Annotated in this window: 12 protein-coding genes; 4 read left to right on the top strand and 8 right to left on the bottom strand. The window is 42.6% G+C overall.

The window, feature by feature from the left end:
• Positions 1–68 precede the first annotated feature (68 nt).
• The 7 genes from RM556_RS11875 to gltB form a co-directional block, all read right to left on the bottom strand.
• Positions 69–896 (bottom strand): helical backbone metal receptor, encoded by an 828-nt coding sequence (locus RM556_RS11875; protein WP_311374676.1) that lies wholly within the window; start codon positions 894–896, stop codon positions 69–71.
• 10 nt (positions 897–906) lie between these two features.
• Positions 907–1902: a cobalamin biosynthesis protein gene (locus RM556_RS11870; protein ID WP_311374675.1), complete on the bottom strand. Its 996-nt coding sequence runs from the start codon at positions 1900–1902 to the stop codon at positions 907–909.
• A gap of 5 nt (positions 1903–1907) precedes the next feature.
• The gene (locus RM556_RS11865) at positions 1908–2603 is read right to left on the bottom strand and encodes a 5'-methylthioadenosine/adenosylhomocysteine nucleosidase (protein WP_311362888.1); all 696 of its coding nucleotides are present in this window, start codon (positions 2601–2603) and stop codon (positions 1908–1910) included.
• Between the two features lie 122 nt (positions 2604–2725).
• The gene (locus RM556_RS11860; protein WP_311362887.1) at positions 2726–3325 is read right to left on the bottom strand and encodes a DUF2726 domain-containing protein; all 600 of its coding nucleotides are present in this window, start codon (positions 3323–3325) and stop codon (positions 2726–2728) included.
• Between the two features lie 209 nt (positions 3326–3534).
• Positions 3535–5091, bottom strand: a complete 1557-nt coding sequence (locus RM556_RS11855) for a hypothetical protein (RefSeq protein WP_311374674.1) — start codon at positions 5089–5091, stop codon at positions 3535–3537.
• Between the two features lie 245 nt (positions 5092–5336).
• Complete coding sequence (locus RM556_RS11850) at positions 5337–6752, bottom strand: FAD-dependent oxidoreductase (RefSeq protein ID WP_311374673.1); 1416 nt, start codon at positions 6750–6752, stop codon at positions 5337–5339.
• 17 nt (positions 6753–6769) lie between these two features.
• A complete protein-coding gene (gene gltB, locus RM556_RS11845) occupies positions 6770–11236 on the bottom strand; it encodes a glutamate synthase large subunit (protein ID WP_311374672.1) in 4467 nt (1488 codons plus the stop codon).
• Between the two features lie 593 nt (positions 11237–11829).
• Here gltB and arcB point away from each other — a divergent pair.
• Together arcB and RM556_RS11835 are read left to right on the top strand one after the other, a co-directional pair.
• Entirely contained in the window at positions 11830–14181 is a 2352-nt protein-coding gene (gene arcB, locus RM556_RS11840; RefSeq protein ID WP_311362883.1) for an aerobic respiration two-component sensor histidine kinase ArcB, read from the top strand.
• 71 nt (positions 14182–14252) lie between these two features.
• Positions 14253–15476 (top strand): TMEM143 family protein, encoded by a 1224-nt coding sequence (locus RM556_RS11835; protein WP_311362933.1) that lies wholly within the window; start codon positions 14253–14255, stop codon positions 15474–15476.
• 178 nt (positions 15477–15654) lie between these two features.
• Here RM556_RS11835 and RM556_RS11830 read toward each other — a convergent pair whose 3' ends face one another.
• Positions 15655–16155, bottom strand: coding sequence for a lactoylglutathione lyase family protein (locus RM556_RS11830; RefSeq protein WP_311362932.1), 501 nt, complete (start codon positions 16153–16155; stop codon positions 15655–15657).
• A 102-nt stretch (positions 16156–16257) separates the two neighbouring features.
• Here RM556_RS11830 and RM556_RS11825 point away from each other — a divergent pair, with 102 nt between their 5' ends.
• Both RM556_RS11825 and RM556_RS11820 read left to right on the top strand, forming a co-directional pair.
• The gene (locus tag RM556_RS11825) at positions 16258–17133 is read left to right on the top strand and encodes a LysR family transcriptional regulator (RefSeq protein ID WP_311362931.1); all 876 of its coding nucleotides are present in this window, start codon (positions 16258–16260) and stop codon (positions 17131–17133) included.
• A 179-nt stretch (positions 17134–17312) separates the two neighbouring features.
• Positions 17313–17744 (top strand): MarR family transcriptional regulator, encoded by a 432-nt coding sequence (locus tag RM556_RS11820; RefSeq protein ID WP_311362882.1) that lies wholly within the window; start codon positions 17313–17315, stop codon positions 17742–17744.
• Positions 17745–18116: the final 372 nt, after the last annotated feature.

Genomic DNA, 18116 nt, shown 5'->3' with positions numbered 1-18116 from the left:
TCGACTTTATCAATAAGCCATGAGTTCTTAACTAGTTATCAGGGCTGTTGTTTGAAAGTTAACTATAGCTAAAGATAGACGGATTTACATAACTTTGCTAATTCAGGTAATACTCTCGGTGTAAAGCGATGCAATGCATCTGGATTAACTTTAATAATACTAGGTGCGAATACATCAGTGTGGGCGGCCCAAAAAAGCTCAATATCTTTCATTGGTAAGCTCAATGCAGCAATAATGTGTGAAGGCTGTTTGCGAATAATGTCGGCTAACGAAAACTGTGAAAAAGAGCTTGCCGTGTCAGCGTATATATTTTGGATACCACAGATGGCCAATAAATTATTTATCCACCTGTCATTACCAACACCACTTAGAGGTTGCTGGCTCATATAATAAAGGGCTGTACTGTTTTGGTCTTTATACTGTTGAGTTAAGTCGGCAAGAGTGCTTGTTAATTGCTTTGTTAGTTTACTTGCCTGCTGTGTTGCATTAAGGAGCTTACCAATGCGTTCTATATCGGTAATGACATCGTTAAATGCTTGTGGTGATGATCGGTACACAGTAAAACCTAACTGTTCTAACCGAGCTAAGTCTTGTGCTTTATTCCCACCTTCCCAAGCCAATATAATACTTGGCTTTAAACGAACGATACTAGCAATGTCTGCACCTTGATAGCTAGATACAGACGGTAAGGGCTGGGTACATTTTTTTGTTCGGCAGCCTTGGCCGTAAGGATAGTCGCTAAAATCACTGACAGCAACGAGATATGTTTCTTGTTCCAAGGCAAACACAATTTCGCTTAGATGAGGAGAGAGGCTGATGATACGTTTGTCTTCCTCGCTATTTGCTTGGGCGAAACCAAAGCATGCAAACATGACAAAAATGAGTGAATTCTTCAAAATAAGCTTGTTAGTAGGTAATCGCAGTATGCAAGGCTAAACAAAATAGTAGTAAAAGTAAAAGGAACACTACGCTTATTCGATTTATCAATGCGATGGTATTTGAGATGACTATTGCTCGTGGCTCACCTTTACCAATATATTTTGTGCGGCGATATTTGTTCGCGTCACTGTGTTTAGTATTTCTATAAAACAAGGGTCCGCTTAAGTTGATATCAAGTGCGTAATGACATGCACGCAGCACAATAGCTCCCTGGGTCTCGGAGATAGAACGGGCAATTCTATGTTGACGTATGTACGTGACGATCAATACCCCTCTGGCGATGAATACAGAAATGAATGCACTTAGTCGAATAGGCAACCATTGCAGAATAAATACAAATTTTGCAACAGCCTTACCAAAATACTCATACTGCGGCAGTTTAGTGTTCCAGCTGTGATGCAGCTCATAACATACTCGATAGGTAAGCGCCGTAAATGGGCCCAGAAGAATAAACCAGAACCAAGTCACGATAGATTGATAATGAAAGCGAAGTAACAAGCCTTCTACTGTGGCTTTCGTTACTCCTACCTCAGATAACATATCTGTTTCTCTCAATACCATGGGCGCGAGGAGAGACTTACTCAGTGATTTCTTCTCCAATATTTGGGCTTTTTTAATCTGTTGGCTTCGTTGAAGATGGCTTGAGAACTGCAAACAAACATACAAAATGCAGGCATCAAATAGAGCTGGGTAATATACAAACTCTCTGAAAATGATCAAGATCACCAAGTTGGGTGCAATGATCATGAACGCAGCAAGCGCACCTGATATTACATGTTGACTATTAGGTGCACTGGTCTTTGGTTTGACTCTTGAGGCCATTCGTTCGCCCAGAAAGCGAACAAATGACATTGGATCAACCCTAGTAGGCAAGGGCCATATTCTCTCAAAACAAACCACAGCACACAGAATCAGCCAAGGTTCAAGCGCTGGGTGAGTGATGATGTTGAGCAATATGTCCATTAATTTTAATCGATGACTTTGAGCATACCCATAACGAGGTTGGCGCTATTTTTTGCTGCTTTGTCGAGATAAGCCTGAAACGATACCGTGGATGTTTTTCCAGCGATATCTGATAAGCTTCTAATTACCAAAAATGGCGTTCCCATCAAATATGCGGTTTGTGCAATCGCAGCGCCTTCCATCTCAACAGCTGTCATTTCAGGAAAGCGTTGCTTGGTTTCCATGGCTGCATCATCGCTGCCAATAAAGCTATCACCTGTGCAAATTAGACCGACTTTGGTCTTAACGTCGGGAAGTGATTTGGCCGAGGCGATAGCTGCCTCGATGAGCTGTTCGTTGCACACATAGTTTTCAGGCATCCCAGCACATTGACCAAGCTTATACCCAAAATGTGTAATATCTACGTCATGATGAGTGACTGCTTGGCTAATCACAATATCACCAATATCGAGATCTTGATCGAAACCACCTGCTGAGCCAGTGTTTACCACATAATCAGGCGCAAAACGGTCTATGATCAAGCTGGTGGCAACAGCGGCAGCGACTTTACCTATGCCACACTTTACTAATACAACAGAGTGACCATTTAATTCGCCACAATAAAAAGTAAGGTGAGCGTGATTTTGCTCTTGTAAATTGGTGATTGAGGCTTTGAGTAGTGCGATCTCTTCGTCCATCGCACCGAGTATTGCTATTTTCATTAGAAATCTCGTTGATTTTTATGGGAAGTGTACTTGGCAAACACTAAAACGCAAGCACTCAAGGAGTGGCTTGCGCTTTTATGATGTCACAATCTTAACTATACTAATGCGTTCAGAGGCACTTACGCTGCAACTTGGCGAGATGAGCGTACAGGTCTCGTGGGGCGCTTAGATGGTGTAAATAGAGATGAGTTTGTTGGTTCAGGTGCCAATGGTAGTTTACCCTGTTGACGTCTCAAAGGGACCAATTTTGCTTCGATACAAGCTCGAATATCTTCAATTTTGTAGCCGTGTCTGGCTTTGATTCGAGCATGCGGTATGCCTGCTGAATCCAAAGCACCAGTGACAAAGAAGTCGCGTTTAGTTTTGTGTCCTTCGGGCCCCATATTATGCACTAAGTCGAGAGCTAGCACAGGTGTCATGTCGGTTTTACTCACCAACACATAATCAAGTTGCTTGCCCGTTGCTTTGATCAGAGCTGATTTCGCCATTTTTTTGTTGGTGTTGCGTCGCAGTGACAAAACATCTGTCAGACGCACGCGACACATGACCCTAAACTCATTGCCAACCGCGCGCTCAATCATATCTAAAAATTGGTGCTCTACTGGCGAGAACAATTGCGTTTTGCGCATAAAAGGGAAACTCACTTCATCTTCACTGAACTTAATTGCAACGATAGCCACTACAATTAAAATCATCACTAATACAATCGCAAATTCCATACTCTTTCCTAGTTGGTCTGTTGACTTGACGTGATCGTCGAGTCGGTGTTTTGACTTATACAAAGAGGTAGCAATTGCTGTGCCAAGCAGAAGTTTGAAAGTGTTTTTTTATGAGGAGTGTCGCTAACTAGCTGTTAGCTTTTGGGAGGACATTCACGATTTAGAACCATTAAAATCGTTCTAAATCGTGAAGGAAAGGGAGGTAATTCTTAGCTAAGAGGCGCTTTTACAAGGATATCTACCTGTGTACCACCACCGTCTTTTGAGATAATCAAAGTGGTGTTGTTATCTGCACTTTTGATCATTGTTCTTTGCTTCACTGTTTTCGGTTCGGCAAATTGTACAGATGAAGATAAGTAGTATTCAACCACCTCTTCTGGCGTTTGTGGGATGAATAAAATCATAGAAGCAGGGTAATCAGCGGCAAAAATTTGGCACAATTTGCCGTTTACCGGAATATCGACCTGATTAAATGTTTCAGGGCAACCTGCTGCTCTTACCGCAACTTCAACGTTAGCTTCAAGCTCATCTATAACAGTCTCATCTACAACAGTGTCTTGTTGAGACTTCACTGTTTCGCTAGATTCACTTACAGCGTAAAGGTTGGCATTGTTATCAGATAGGTCTTCTATGTTAGCTTCTTCAGCACTTTCGCTGACAGCAATCATTGAATAGTTGTCGTCTTCTGCCGCTTCATTTTCAACGCTTGGAGAGACTACCTTGTCTTCCACAGGTTTTGGTGTTTGTTTGGTTTTTGCAATGGCTGGTAAAGCAGGCACTTCAGGTGACGCTGCAACTTTAGGCAATGCAGGGATTTCGGTCTTGTTAGCGTCTTTGGCTGCCAATTCTGTTTTGGCGACAACAGTGGCTTTAGCGGTTTCAGTAGCGTCTTGCGCTTCTGCTACAGCTGCTGCTTCAGCCTGTTCAGCAGTTTCCTCAACTTCAACAGCAAGAAGCACCTCAGTGGTATCAGTAGCGTCTTGCACTTCTGTCACAACCGCTTCTTCAACCTGTTCAGCAGTGTCTTGAACTTCAACAGCACGAAGCATCTCAGTGGTATCAGTAACGTCTTGCACTTCTGTCACTACCGCTTCTTCAACCTGTTCAGCAGTGTCTTGAATTTCAACAGCAACGAGCGCCTCAGCGGTTTCAGTGAGTACTTCTTCTTCTGCTTCTGCGACGACAGCTTCAACTTGTGCTTCAGTTGCAGCGGCCTCTTCGGTGGTTTCAACTGCCATTTCAATACTTTGTTGCTCGAGTGCCGCAAGTTCACTTTCGGTTTTAATATCTTTGACTTGGAAATCGTTACTTTTTTCCGTACTTGCTTCAACACTTGCCTTTTCAACCGTACTAGCATCTTGTGCCGCTAACTCGCTCTTTGCTTCATTCGTAATGGCTAAACCAGCCATAATCAGTTCAGCCACTGACTTCTCGGAATGATCTGGTTTGTCACTTGCTTTCGGTGCAGCAACAGCTTGTGTTTTATAAGTAGTTGGTACTTGAGCTACCAAAGCTCCATCAACATTGCCTTTTCTCGTATCAAGCAGAGCACTTAGTGCTTGTTCGACTTGGTCCGGGCTTTTAACCGTCGTTCCGGCAGCCTCTGCAATGCTAACATTAGCAGCTGTTGCAAAGATGAAACCAGCAATTACAGCAGGCATCACGATGCTTGTCTTTTTATTGCTAGTGTTTCTGGTCATAGCCTGTGCGCTCGAAGGTTTGTTCTTCGCCGCTGAACTAAACAGTGTTTGATTGTACTTATTCAAAATCCTACCCGCCTGAGTATGTGTCTTTTAAACTGCTGACATATCGTTTAAAAGAATACTAAATATAATTTCCATATCGGCAGGATACTAGCTGTACTGCAGTCATGTAGTCTGTCTAATAATAGCTAGGTATATTAAAAAATAACCAAAGTGGGTGTTTCTGGGGCGTTTTGAACGAAAAAATGGACGTGATACATCAAGTCATCACGCCCATTATGATAGGAAAGAAGCGAGTTAAGCAGGCATTACACTTCCATGTAATCCAGCATACCTTCAGCTGCTTTTCGTCCCTCATCGATGGCAGTGACGACAAGGTCAGAGCCTCTCACCATATCGCCGCCACTAAATATCTTGGGGTTAGAGGTTTGGAACGCAAAGCGACCTTTTGCTGGAGCACGAACACGGCCTTTCTCATCCAGAATAATGCCATAATCGCCAAACCAAGGCGCTGGACTGGGTTGGAAACCGAAAGCGATAATAACGGCATCGGCTTCAAGTATATGTTCTGAACCTTCAATTTCTACAGGTCGCCTTCTGCCAGCCGCATCCGGTTCACCCATTTCTGTTTTAACAACACGAACACCGATTGTTCTGCCACGCTCATCAACTGCAATATCAATTGGTTGCAAATTGAACTGGAACTCAACGCCTTCTTCTTTCGCGTTTACAACTTCTCTACGTGAACCAGGCATACTCTCTTCATCACGACGATAAGCACATGTGACGCTTTGCGCGCCTTGGCGAATTGAGGTTCTGACACAATCCATCGTAGTATCACCACCGCCTAAAACCACCACTTTTTTACCTTTCATATCGACAAAGTCAGCGGGGTCTTTCTCAATCCCCATCACTCTATTAATATTCGCGATGAGAAAGGGAAGGGCTTCGTATACGCCAGGTGCACTTTCGTTAGCAAAACCACCTTTCATTGATTTGTACGTTCCCATACCTAGGAAAACAGCATCATAGTCATCGATTAGACTTTGGAACTGAACGTCTTTACCTACTTCGGTATTCAGTACGAACTCAACACCCATTTCAGTGAAAATTTCACGTCGTAATTTAATCACTTCTTTTTCTAACTTAAACGAAGGGATACCGAAGGTTAGCAACCCCCCGATTTCTTCATATTTATCGAATACGACAGGTTTTACGCCATTGCGCACTAAAATGTCTGCGCATGCCAGTCCAGCGGGTCCAGCGCCTACAATCGCGACTTTTTTATCAGTCGGAACAACGTCAGACATGTCCGGACGCCAGCCCATTTTGAACGCGGTATCAGTGATGTACTTTTCAATACTACCGATAGTGACAGCGCCAAAGTCGTCATTTAATGTACAAGCACCTTCACATAGACGGTCTTGTGGACAAACACGACCACATACCTCGGGTAAGCTGTTGGTTTTATGAGATAATTCAGCAGCCTCCAGTATTTTCCCTTCATTAGCTAAAGCTAGCCATTGAGGAATGAAGTTATGTACCGGACATTTCCATTCGCAATAGGGGTTACCACAGTCTAAGCAACGATCGGCTTGACCTTCAGTTTGTGATTGAGATAGTGGTTGATAAATTTCACCAAAATCTTCTTTGCGCACTAAAATAGGTTTTTTAGGCGGGTCTATGCGTTCTACATCAACAAATTGATATACGTTTTTAGCCATAATACTTCTCCCTTCTCTTATTGCGCTTGAACGCGTAGTTCCGCGCTGGAACGGCTAATATGACCAAGCAAGTTTTTCACGTCGCTGGTTTTCGGTTTAACAAGCTTAAAGTGCTTACTTTCTTCAGCGAAGTCAGTGAGTAACTTTAATGAATGCTCACTACCAGTCTCTTCATAATGGCCATTGATTAGGCCACGTAAATGTTCAGAAAGAATTACTTTGTCGTCAACACTCATAATTTCGACTAACTCACTATTGACTCTGTTTTCGATATCATCAAACTCATCGTAAAGGTAAGCAAATCCGCCTGTCATACCTGCGCCGAAGTTAACGCCAATACTACCTAGGGAAGCAACGATACCGCCGGTCATGTACTCACAACCATTGTCACCCATGCCTTCCACAACCGCTACTGCGCCAGAGTTTCTAACCCCAAAACGCTCACCGGCGCGGCCTGCAGCATATAGCTTCCCGCCTGTTGCACCGTATAAGCAAGTGTTACCCATAATGGCACTGGCATGAACATCAAAACTGACATTGCGAGGAGGGTGGATGACTAGCTTACCACCCGTCATACCTTTACCAACGTAGTCGTTAGCATCACCAATTAAGCGCATATGTAATCCGCCTGCATTCCACACACCAAAACTTTGGCCAACAGTACCCGTTAGTGTAATTTTAACTGGTTCATCGTCCATACCTTGGTTACCGTGCAAGCTAGCGATATAGCCTGATAGCGTTGCGCCAACACTACGATCAGTATTGCGAACGGCATAGGTATATTGTGCGCCAGACATTTTATCAACGGCTTGTTTACAATCGGCAAGCATGCGCTTGTTTAACTCACCTTTGTCAATTGGTTCATTGGTCGTTTCTGAACAAAATAGGCGCGTATGCTTGCCCGCTTCTGGCTTTTTCAACAAGGGTGATAAATCTAATCTTGCTTGCTTAGCCGTTTGACCGTCGAGTAAGGTCAGTAGTTCTGTGCGCCCCACGAGGTCTTCAAACTTGGTGACACCAATACTTGCCATGATTTCACGCACTTCTTGGGCAACGAACTTAAAGTAGTTCATCACCATATCAGGCAGTCCGATGAAATAGTTGTCGCGCAGTGATTTGTCCTGTGTGGCTACACCTGTTGCACAATTGTTCAAATGACAAATGCGCAAGTACTTACAGCCTAAGGCTACCATTGGGCCGGTACCAAAACCAAAGCTCTCTGCGCCTAAAATACCTGCTTTAACAACATCTAAACCAGTCTTTAAGCCGCCATCTGTCTGTACACGTACTTTGTGTCGTAAGCCATTTTCAACAAGCGCTTGCTGAGTTTCTGATAGTCCCAATTCAAAGGGGCTTCCAGCGTATTTCACTGAAGTTAATGGGCTTGCGCCTGTTCCACCGTCATAACCAGAAATGGTAATCAGGTCGGCATAAGCTTTTGCAACCCCAGTCGCTATTGTTCCGACACCAGGCTCAGAAACGAGTTTTACCGAAATCAACGCTTTCGGATTAACCTGTTTCAAGTCGAATATCAGCTGAGCTAAATCTTCAATAGAGTAAATGTCATGATGTGGTGGAGGCGATATGAGCGTCACGCCAGGCACTGAGAAACGCAACTCAGCAATGTATTTGTTGACTTTGTCACCAGGAAGCTGGCCACCTTCGCCGGGTTTTGCGCCTTGAGCCACTTTGATTTGAATAACACTCGCATTCATTAAATAGTGTGGCGTTACGCCGAATCGACCTGATGCTACTTGTTTGATCTTACTGTTTTTCTCTGTATTAAAGCGCGCTGGATCTTCACCGCCTTCACCAGAGTTAGATTGCCCACCGAGCCTATTCATCGCAATAGCTAATGCTTCATGCGCTTCTGGGCTGAGTGCTCCGATAGACATTGCAGCAGTGTCGAACCTAGGGTATAGGTTTTCAGCAGATTCTACTTGGTCAACATGAATGGCTTCTTTGAAACTCTTAATTTCCATTAAGTCTCTCAAGTGTGCCGGTGCTCTATCATTCACCAAGTTACTATAAACGAGGTAATCATCGTAACTACCGCTAACTACTGCTTTTTGAAGCGATGTAACTACATCAGGGTTGTAAGCATGGTATTCGCCGCCATGAACGTATTTAAGTAGTCCACCATGGCTAATCGTTTTACGTTTCAACCAAGCGATTCTTGATAAGTTAACGATATCTTGCTCGAAGTCAGCAAAAGAGGCGCCTTGAATGCGAGAAGGGATACCACGAAAACAAAGAGACACAACATCACTATTGATCCCAACCGCTTCAAATAATTTCGAGCTTCGGTAACTGGCGATGGTGCTAATTCCCATCTTCGACATTATTTTGTACAAGCCTTTGTTAATCCCTTTACGGTAATTCAGCACCGCTTGCATTGGTGTGATATCAAGTTCTTTCTTATCAACCAGTTGCTCAATCGTTTCGTAGGCTAAGAACGGATAGACAGCTGTCGCGCCCAAGCCTATGAGTACAGCAAAGTGATGTGGGTCGCGAGCAGAGGCTGTTTCGACAACAATATTTGCATCACAACGCAAGGCATTATCAACAAGTCTGCGTTGTACCGCACCTACTGCCATAGCGGCAGGCACTGGTAGCATATTCGCTTCGATATCACGGTCGCTCAATACTACAAATACGGCAGAGCGCTCTCTTACAGCTTCTTCAACTTCATCACAAATACGCTGAATAGCATTGGACAAGCCTTCTGCTAGACTATAATTGAGTGGAATTATTTCGTGATGGTAGTGCTCATCATCCAGTTCTTTAAGTTGCTTTAAGTCGGTATACATTAATACCGGTGACTCAAACAAAACGCGATGAGCGTAGCCTCTGGTTTCGTTGAACACGTTTTGTTCACGGCCAATACAAGTTGCCAGTGACATAACGTGATTTTCACGCAATGAATCAATTGGGGGATTAGTTACTTGAGCAAACTGTTGTCTAAAATAATCATACAGGGTTCGGTTGTTTGATGACATGACCGCCATCGGCGTGTCGTCACCCATTGAGCCAACCGCCTCTTGGCCGTCTTTGGCTAATACTTTAATCACCTGTTGCATCTCTTCGTAACTGTAGCCGAAGAGTTTGTGATAAGTCGCCATGGTATTGTCGTCAAAGGCGCGTTGTCCAATTTGACTGGCATCAGCCTGTTCCACTGGAACAAGTCGCTTGATATGGCTTTCTAACCATTCTTTATAAGGGTGACGTGTTTGTAAATCTTCGTCGATTTCATTGGTACGCCAGATTTTTCCAGTGTAAGTATCTACTGCCAGCATTTCACCTGGACCAACACGTCCTTTTTCAAGGACATCTTCCTGCTTGTAGTCCCAGATACCAATCTCAGATGCTAGCGTGATTAAACCGTCTTTAGTTATCACATAACGAGCAGGGCGTAAGCCATTTCTGTCCAGGTTACATGCAACATGGCGACCATTTGTTAGTACGATCCCGGCAGGACCATCCCATGGCTCCATGTGCATTGAATTGAATTCGTAGAATGAGCGTAAGTCGTCGCCCATTGTTTCGTTGTTCTGATATGCGGGTGGGACAAGTAAGCGCATGGCTCTAAACAAGTCCATGCCGCCAGCTAAAAAGACTTCTAGCATGTTATCTAGCGAGCTAGAATCTGAGCCTTCGGTGTTTACAAATGGGGCTGCTTGCAATAAGTCTGGTATTAGCGGGGTTGCAAATTTTCCTGCGCGAGCCGTTGCCCAATCGCGGTTCGCCTTGATTGTATTAATTTCGCCATTGTGCGCTAAAAACCGGAAGGGCTGAGCAAGTGGCCACTTGGGCAATGTGTTCGTTGAAAAGCGCTGGTGGAACACACAGATACTAGATTGTAAGTTTTCGTCTGCAAGATCGTGGTAAAAAGTAGGGAGATCTTTTGGCATGACAAGACCTTTATAGACCGTGACCAAGCCAGATAGGCAGGCAACATAAAAGTCAGGATCGTCTTCTAATCGTTTTTCTGCACGACGACGCGCCATATACAGCCTACGTTCAACATCTTCTGAGCGCCAGCCGCTAGGACTGTTGACAAAAATCTGTTCGATTTGCGGTACACCTGTTTTTGCTAAGTCACCAAGAATGCTGTGGTCTACAGGTACGATTCGCCAACCAAGAACGGGCAGCATTTCTTTTTCAATTTCTTCGCTCAATACTTGGCGTGACTGTTCCGCGAGTGTTGGATTCTGACTTAAAAATATCATGCCAACGGCATAGTTTTTACTCAGCTTCCAACCGCTTTGCTCAGCAATACCTTGAAAAAAGGAGTCTGGCTTTTGTAGTAATAAGCCACAGCCGTCACCGGTTTTACCATCGGCGGCAACACCACCACGGTGTTGCATGCGGTCTAGACCTTCGATTGCTGTTAATACTAATTGATGGCTAGCTTCACCCGATGTGTGGGCGATGAGACCGAAGCCACAGTTGTCTTTTGAATCATTAGGATGATACAAACTCATATTATTCTCCTTCCGCAGCTTAACGCTGCAGCACGCTGTCCTTGAACAAGACGTGACACTTGTTAAATAAGGCGAACCAGTCGCTGTATTTCTTTTATTATTATTGTTATTAATTTGCCATTGGTATGTTGGCCAATGTTTTGTCGTATTGTTTGCCGCTATCTACTGTTGTTGCCAGAATGGTTGTTGTGAAATAACGAATTCAAACGTCCGAATTTTTATTCACCTTTTATAGCGGCAAAACAACATACCTATTTTGTACATCAAAAGCAATTATAAGCAGTATAAATATTAATATTTATTTGGTGAATATCGCCTGTAAATATTAAAAATAAAGGTGATGATCTAATGATTTCAAGGTCTTGCTGTTCGGTTTCTTGCTCATGGCATGCTTGACTTCGCTTTTATCGAGGGTAAAAAATGTCTTAATAAAAGGGAGGTTTGAATGAATGTAAATTCATATAAAGCTGCATACTTATTACATAAGGTTCAGTAAGTCGCTTTTTAATTGGGCTTGAATGATGAGATTAATTTCACTTCACTTGCTTTCTTGGTAGCATGCAAAACAATTATAGCAATAGACTACATAAACCATGCACCTAAAATCTCCTAATGAGTCTTGGGCAATAAAGTTTGCTCAATTTGTTGATCGTTTTGGTACGCTGAAGATCAGTATCCTTTTTGTTGTGTTTACTCTCCTCTTTACGCTCGTTGGCTCGTACATTATTCGAAGCAGCATGGGCAGTCAGATTGAAATTGATGATTTTATCAGTGCACTTATCCTAACTATGCTCAGTGCACCCTGGTTGCTCTACTTCTTTAGTGAGCTGATCAAACAACTCGAACACAGCCGCATTAATTTGGAGGACGCTGTCAGCCAACTGGAGCGTTTGAGAAAACACGATGTCATATTGAATCGTGAATTACAGAACAACATTCGACAGTTGAACTACGAGATTGAACAAAGGCGCAATGCGCAGCTAGAGCGTGAAAGCGTATTTGAAGAACTGGAGCGAGAAATTAAGAAAAAGTCTGAGCAAGAAATGCAAGCGCGACGACTATCTACGCTAACTCGTTCAATCATTGATGCGTCTCCAGACTTAATATACTACCGAAATGAAGAAGGCCGATTTGCGGGTTGTAACCGTGTTGCAGAGGAAGTGACAGGTAAAACAGAAGAAGAGTTATTAGGCTTAACACCGCATCAAGTCTATGATGAATCTTTGGCGAGGCAGGTTGCCGCGAGTGATAACGAGGTCCTTGAAACTAACGCCAGTTTGACCGAGGAACTTTGGTTAAAATTTGCAGATGGGCGTAGCCGCTATTTCGAAATGCGTAAGGTTCCTTTCTTTGATCAAGACGGTCATCGCTTGGGTCTACTGGCTTTTGGACGAGACATGACCGAGCGGAAGCAGGCGGAAAGTGCCATAGCCCAGGCAAGTAAGGACAAAACCAAATTTATCGCCACAATTAGCCACGAATTAAGAACGCCGTTGAATGGCATCGTTGGTCTGAGCAGAATGCTCCGTGATACCAAGTTGTCAAAAGAGCAGTTTGATTGGGTGAGCACAATATATGCGAGTGCCATCACTCTGGGCAATATATTTAACGATATTATCGATTTGGACAAACTTGATAGAGATAAAATTGAGATTGACCTGAAGACCGTCAATTTACGTGACTTCACAAATGAAATTAGCAGTATTATTCGCTTGTTAGCGCAAGATAAGAATTTGACCTTTCAATCTGAGATTATCGAACCCATTCCTGTTGCCATTGAAGCCGATGGTACACGTTTACGCCAAGTCTTGTGGAATATTCTATTCAATGCTTTGAAGTTTACGCCAAAGGGTGAAGTGACATTGGTTGTCGAGGCAAGAGATGAGGGGGCTGGTAACTCAACGGTTACCTTCAGAATTAACGATACAGGTGTCGGAATACCACAGGACGATATAGATAAAATTTTCGCGATGTATTATCAGGTTGATCATCCCGATCATCAGTCTGCGACCGGAACGGGTATTGGTCTTGCCATCTGTAAGCAGATGGTTGACAAAATGAATGGCGACATTCGCGTCCATAGTGTGGTTGGTCAAGGAACCTGTTTTGAAATTGTATTGCCGGTGGCAATCAGCAAGCAACAAGCAAGAATGGCAGAGTTGGAGGTCAGCAATCTCAATATACTATTGGTGGAAGATATTGAGTTGAATGTCATGGTTGCAAAAGCACTACTTGAAAAGCTAGGTCAGCGGGTTGAAGTCGCTATGACAGGAACCGCTGCAATTGAAATGGCGAGGAAAACACAATACGACCTCATTCTGTTAGACATACAATTACCCGATATGACTGGTTTTGATGTGGCAAGAACGCTACATGATGAAGAGTTAGTGCTACAAACACCTATTGTGGCACTGACGGCGAATGTCATTAAGAAGCGAGAAGAGTATTTACAAAACGGTATGGACGACATTATTGCCAAACCAATCAAGAAAAGCCGAGTCATTGAAGTCTTCAATGAACTGTTTGGTGAAGATCAATTACAATCTGAGCGGCCGAGTGCGAGTGAGGTTGTGAGTATTCCTAAGGTCGACAAGATACTCGATATTGATATGCTACAAATGTTAATCGATACCATCGGGGAAGATATGGTGCGAACCAGTCTTGGCGTGTTCCAGGAGAAGATCCCCGAATATATGGAATTATTAAAAGTGTCACTTGCCGCTGATGAAAAATCAGACGTTTGTTCTGAAGCTCATAAAATCAAAGGCGCCGCAGGATCTGTTGGTTTGTCCAGAGTACAAAAAACGGCGAATAAAATTCAGCAAGGTGATCACCCAACATGGTGGGAAAACGTACATGATTGGGTTGAAGAGCTTGAAATGGCGATTGAGCAAGACGTTGAACATCTACTTGAATGGGTTAATGCAAATAAGATAGATGACTAGGATAAAAGAACTTAAGGAAACGGCCCTATGACAGAACTGTTCGACCTGCCGGCAGTGTTATGCAGCAGAGTATAAATAAAGACCGCTTTATTCCCTTGCGTAAGTCAGAGTTGGTTAACGCTTGCCTTGCACACCAAGACTTGCATGAGAAAGTCGAGTTTGGCGAACTGTGCAGTTTGATCGTCAGTACCTTGCACTTCGAATATCATCAGCATTTAGAGGTTCTCAAAGATAATTATGCGCCTTTTGACCCAAACAGTGACACCCTCAAATTAAACCCACTGAGTCAAAGCGAACTGACAGAGAAGCAAGCAATATTTGCAAACACATTTGCAAAAATTCTAAATGCTGCAAATTTTGAAAAAGTAACCGACCAAGACCTTCGAGAAGCTCTGGAAGAAGAGTCCTTATTTAAAGTCAGATTAGCGGTTGAATTTGATGATTTCGCGGAAGTCGTTTTTTATCGCCGCGGAGAATATCAAAAAACCGAAATAGTTAAAAAGTGGTGGGGGCTAAAGAAGCAAAAAATCACCTTCACTAACTATGACAAGGTAGCGGTTTACATTCGTTTTAAGGATAAAGACTATTTTGAGGCTCAGGATCGAGAGACAGACAACTTCGAACCGAGTTCAACCATTATAAAACTCTTTCAGAATGTACCTAAAGCGGACTTGGAAATGCTTTTCCCGAACAGTGAAGTGCGCATGCGCACTCTTGATAAAGCTATTATTGGGGGCTCTGCCTTAATTGGTGGAACGATCATGTTAGTGACCAAGCTCGGTGCATCTCTTTTACTAGTTTCAGGTTTACTCGCTTATTGGATAGGCCTATCTGATAAAGAAGTCACCATCACAACGAAAGAACTGCTTGCCTTAGCCGCCGGTGCCGGTGTCTTAGGCGGGTTTATTTTTAAAGAGTGGAGTAAATTTAAAAACCGTAAATTGAAGTTCATGAAAGCCTTGGCTGACAATTTGTATTTTAAGAATCTCGATAATAACGCGGGTGTGTTTCATCACTTGCTCGACTCTGCAGAAGAAGAGGAATGTAAAGAAGCAATACTAGCTTACTTCTTTTTGCATATCTCAAAGACCCCGCATACGGCGCTAGAGTTAGACAGAGTCATTGAGCAGTGGTTTGAGGATACGTTTAATTTTGAAATCGATTTTGAAATTGAAGATGCTTTGTCAAAGTTAACTCGTTTCGGAATTATCAAAAAGCGAGAAGATAAATATGAGGCTTTGAACTTAGCTGAAGCGAAAGCTGCGCTGGACGAAAAGTGGGATAATATTTTTTAGGCTAGGATTGAGTGTTGGTTTAACTGCGTTTTTGTAGGGTAAATATTGTCTAAAAGCACACAGGTGAGATTTACTTATCGTATAGTCAATCCTGTTATCAAAGTCCTCTAAAAACGATAGTAATAAAAAACAAGAGAGCCGGAGATTATACTCCGGCCTGAAATTAAATTGTAAGAAGTTAGTAAGCGCCGGCACTGTAAATAAGTTCATAGCTATGGCTGTAAATCTCAAGAATGTTACCAAACGGGTCTTCCATATAAATCATTCGATATGGTTTTTCATCTGGGTAATAATATCGAGGCGCTTGCATTCTTTTTTTACCGCCCGCCTCAACAATGCGCTCAGCTAATCCTTCTACATCAGGGTCTTGAACGCAAAAGTGAAAGATGCCTGTTTTCCAGTACTCAAAGTTATCTTTTGGGTTCTCTTGGTTTTTGAATTCAAAAATCTCAACGCCAATTCTGTCTCCAGTAGATAGATGCGCAATTTTGAACTTTTCCCATTTTTCACCAAATACTTCTGTACACATTTCGCCTATTGGGCTGTCGTCTTCAGTAATTACAGTTGGTTCCATTATGGTATACCAACCCATTACTTTGGTATAAAACTCCACGGCCTTCTCAACGTTGGGCACTGATATACCGATATGGGAAAAGCTTCGCGGATATTTCTGATTCATCATATTGTCTCCTATCGACTGATTGATTCTAATCGCAGAGTTTACTTAGCCTTATTGATTAATTAAAATTATTAATAATTATTATTTTGAGTACATTTTGTGATGATTAATCCAATCTGGTTAAATACGTTTTGCACACTTGTTGAGGTAAACCATTTCACTCAAACCGCTGAGCGTTTGTATATGACACAATCAGGTGTAAGTCAGCATATTAAAAAACTTGAGCAGCAAGTTGGCTGCGCTTTACTTGAGCGACATGGCAAAACATTTTCGCTCACCATACATGGACAAAACCTATATCAAAAAGGACGTTTATTATTAAAAGAATGGCAATTTTTGGAACAACAATTGAAAGACGACTCATCAACTAGTGGCTTGATCAAAATACAATCGCCTGGCAGTTGTGGTTTACAATTTTATCAGCAGTTACTGGCTTTACAAACCAAGCATCGCAGCTTGAGCATAGACTATCGTTTTGCACCAAATATTAGCGTTGAACAAGCAATTGCTAATCATCAAGCCGATATTGGCTTTATGACTCAAGAGCCTAGCCTTGGGGAAGTGTCTAACTATAAAATAGGCACGGAACGTCTGCTGTTAGTCACAGCACGCAATATAAACAACCCGACGTGGCAAACATTGTGTGATGCCGGTTTTATTGCACACCCAGATGGCCAACACCATGCTCAGCTGCTATTTAGCGCAAACTACCCTGAATTCGAGCATATTGACCAAATAAAGCAGACTGGATTTTCCAATCAAATAAGCTTGATACTCGAGCCTGTATGCTTAGGTTTAGGCTTTACCGTTTTACCTGCAACTGCGGTAAGTACATTTAATAAACCTGAACTGATAAACGTGCATCAATTAGCGAATTCAGTGAATGAAAATATATATGTGTGCTACCACCGTAATAGGCCTCTTCTCAAAAGAATGAATACTGTGATTGAGTTAATCAAAACTAGCCTAGATCCATAGCTTACCTCTGTTTGTATGAGCGTAATTGCCCGCGCAATTTGCTTGGTATTAGAACCATTCGTTATTCTTTTCAGTGCCTCAGAGGTACTTCCGATATGCTTGACTTATCAAGTATGTTGGAAGTATGATGTTTGTCTACTGACAACAAACGTTTAAAAAATTAATCGGAAAGTAACACTATGGAAAAAACAGAAAAGCGAGTAAGTCTTTTACTATCAATTAATGCGGCAAACTCTTTACTCACTAAGAAGCTAGACGGTACTCTCGGCGCAATACATGGAATTGGTCTAACGGAATATATGGTACTTAATGAATTAAATAATGCACACGAATATACCGTAAGAAGAATTGACCTTGCTGATTCATTAGGTAAATCAGCGTCAGGTATAACCAGAATTCTTCTTCCAATGGAAAAATCAGGCTTAATCGTTAAACAGAGTAATCTGAAGGACGCAAGAGTTAGTCTGGTAAAAATAACTGACGCTGGAATGGAGATTTTTAACAATGCTCATCTAACAGTATCGCAAAAATGCGAACAAATTTTTGCACACTGGAACGAAAGCGAAACAGTGTCGGTTCTAAAACTCCTGAGTATGCTTTCGCTAAGATAAGACGTAGGTCAGCAATCATCCACAAGGAGTCATCGCCAATACCTCCTACGTCATTCCTGCGCAGGCAGGAACCTCCGGCCACACAAGAAATATTTCAATAGCAATTAGCTTTATATTTTTGAAATAATTCTGTTTTTTTAATTTACTACGCTGTATTGGAGGTTACCGCCTTCGCGGCAATGACGTAGGTGGTTCACTGGTAGTGACGTAGGTGGTTCACTGGCAATGACGTAGGTGGTTCACTGGTAATGACGTAGGTGGTTCACTGGTAATGACGTAGGTGGTTCACTGGTAATGACGTAGGTGGGTCACTGGTAATTATCAGCTTATGTTTCACTTACAACTGCCCAAGTCGTTTTTTAAAAAAGATGA

Source organism: Alteromonas sp. W364 (assembly GCF_031846205.1).
Classification (GTDB): Bacteria; Pseudomonadota; Gammaproteobacteria; order Enterobacterales; family Alteromonadaceae; genus Glaciecola; species Glaciecola blandensis.
The sequence above is the reverse complement of the archived record's forward strand: the minus strand, read 5'-3'. Positions and strand labels throughout refer to the sequence as shown.

Bases quoted from the DNA above. Each gene is read 5' to 3' on its own strand.
- RM556_RS11825 (WP_311362931.1), top strand. From the start codon at position 16,258: ATGATTAATCCAATCTGGTTAAATACGTTTTGCACACTTGTTGAGGTA.
- RM556_RS11820 (WP_311362882.1), top strand. From the start codon at position 17,313: ATGGAAAAAACAGAAAAGCGAGTAAGTCTTTTACTATCAATTAATGCG.
- RM556_RS11860 (WP_311362887.1), bottom strand. From the start codon at position 3,325: ATGGAATTTGCGATTGTATTAGTGATGATTTTAATTGTAGTGGCTATC.
- RM556_RS11830 (WP_311362932.1), bottom strand. From the start codon at position 16,155: ATGAATCAGAAATATCCGCGAAGCTTTTCCCATATCGGTATATCAGTG.
- RM556_RS11870 (WP_311374675.1), bottom strand. From the start codon at position 1,902: ATGGACATATTGCTCAACATCATCACTCACCCAGCGCTTGAACCTTGG.
- RM556_RS11850 (WP_311374673.1), bottom strand. From the start codon at position 6,752: ATGGCTAAAAACGTATATCAATTTGTTGATGTAGAACGCATAGACCCG.
- arcB (WP_311362883.1), top strand. From the start codon at position 11,830: ATGCACCTAAAATCTCCTAATGAGTCTTGGGCAATAAAGTTTGCTCAA.
- gltB (WP_311374672.1), bottom strand. From the start codon at position 11,236: ATGAGTTTGTATCATCCTAATGATTCAAAAGACAACTGTGGCTTCGGT.
- RM556_RS11865 (WP_311362888.1), bottom strand. From the start codon at position 2,603: ATGAAAATAGCAATACTCGGTGCGATGGACGAAGAGATCGCACTACTC.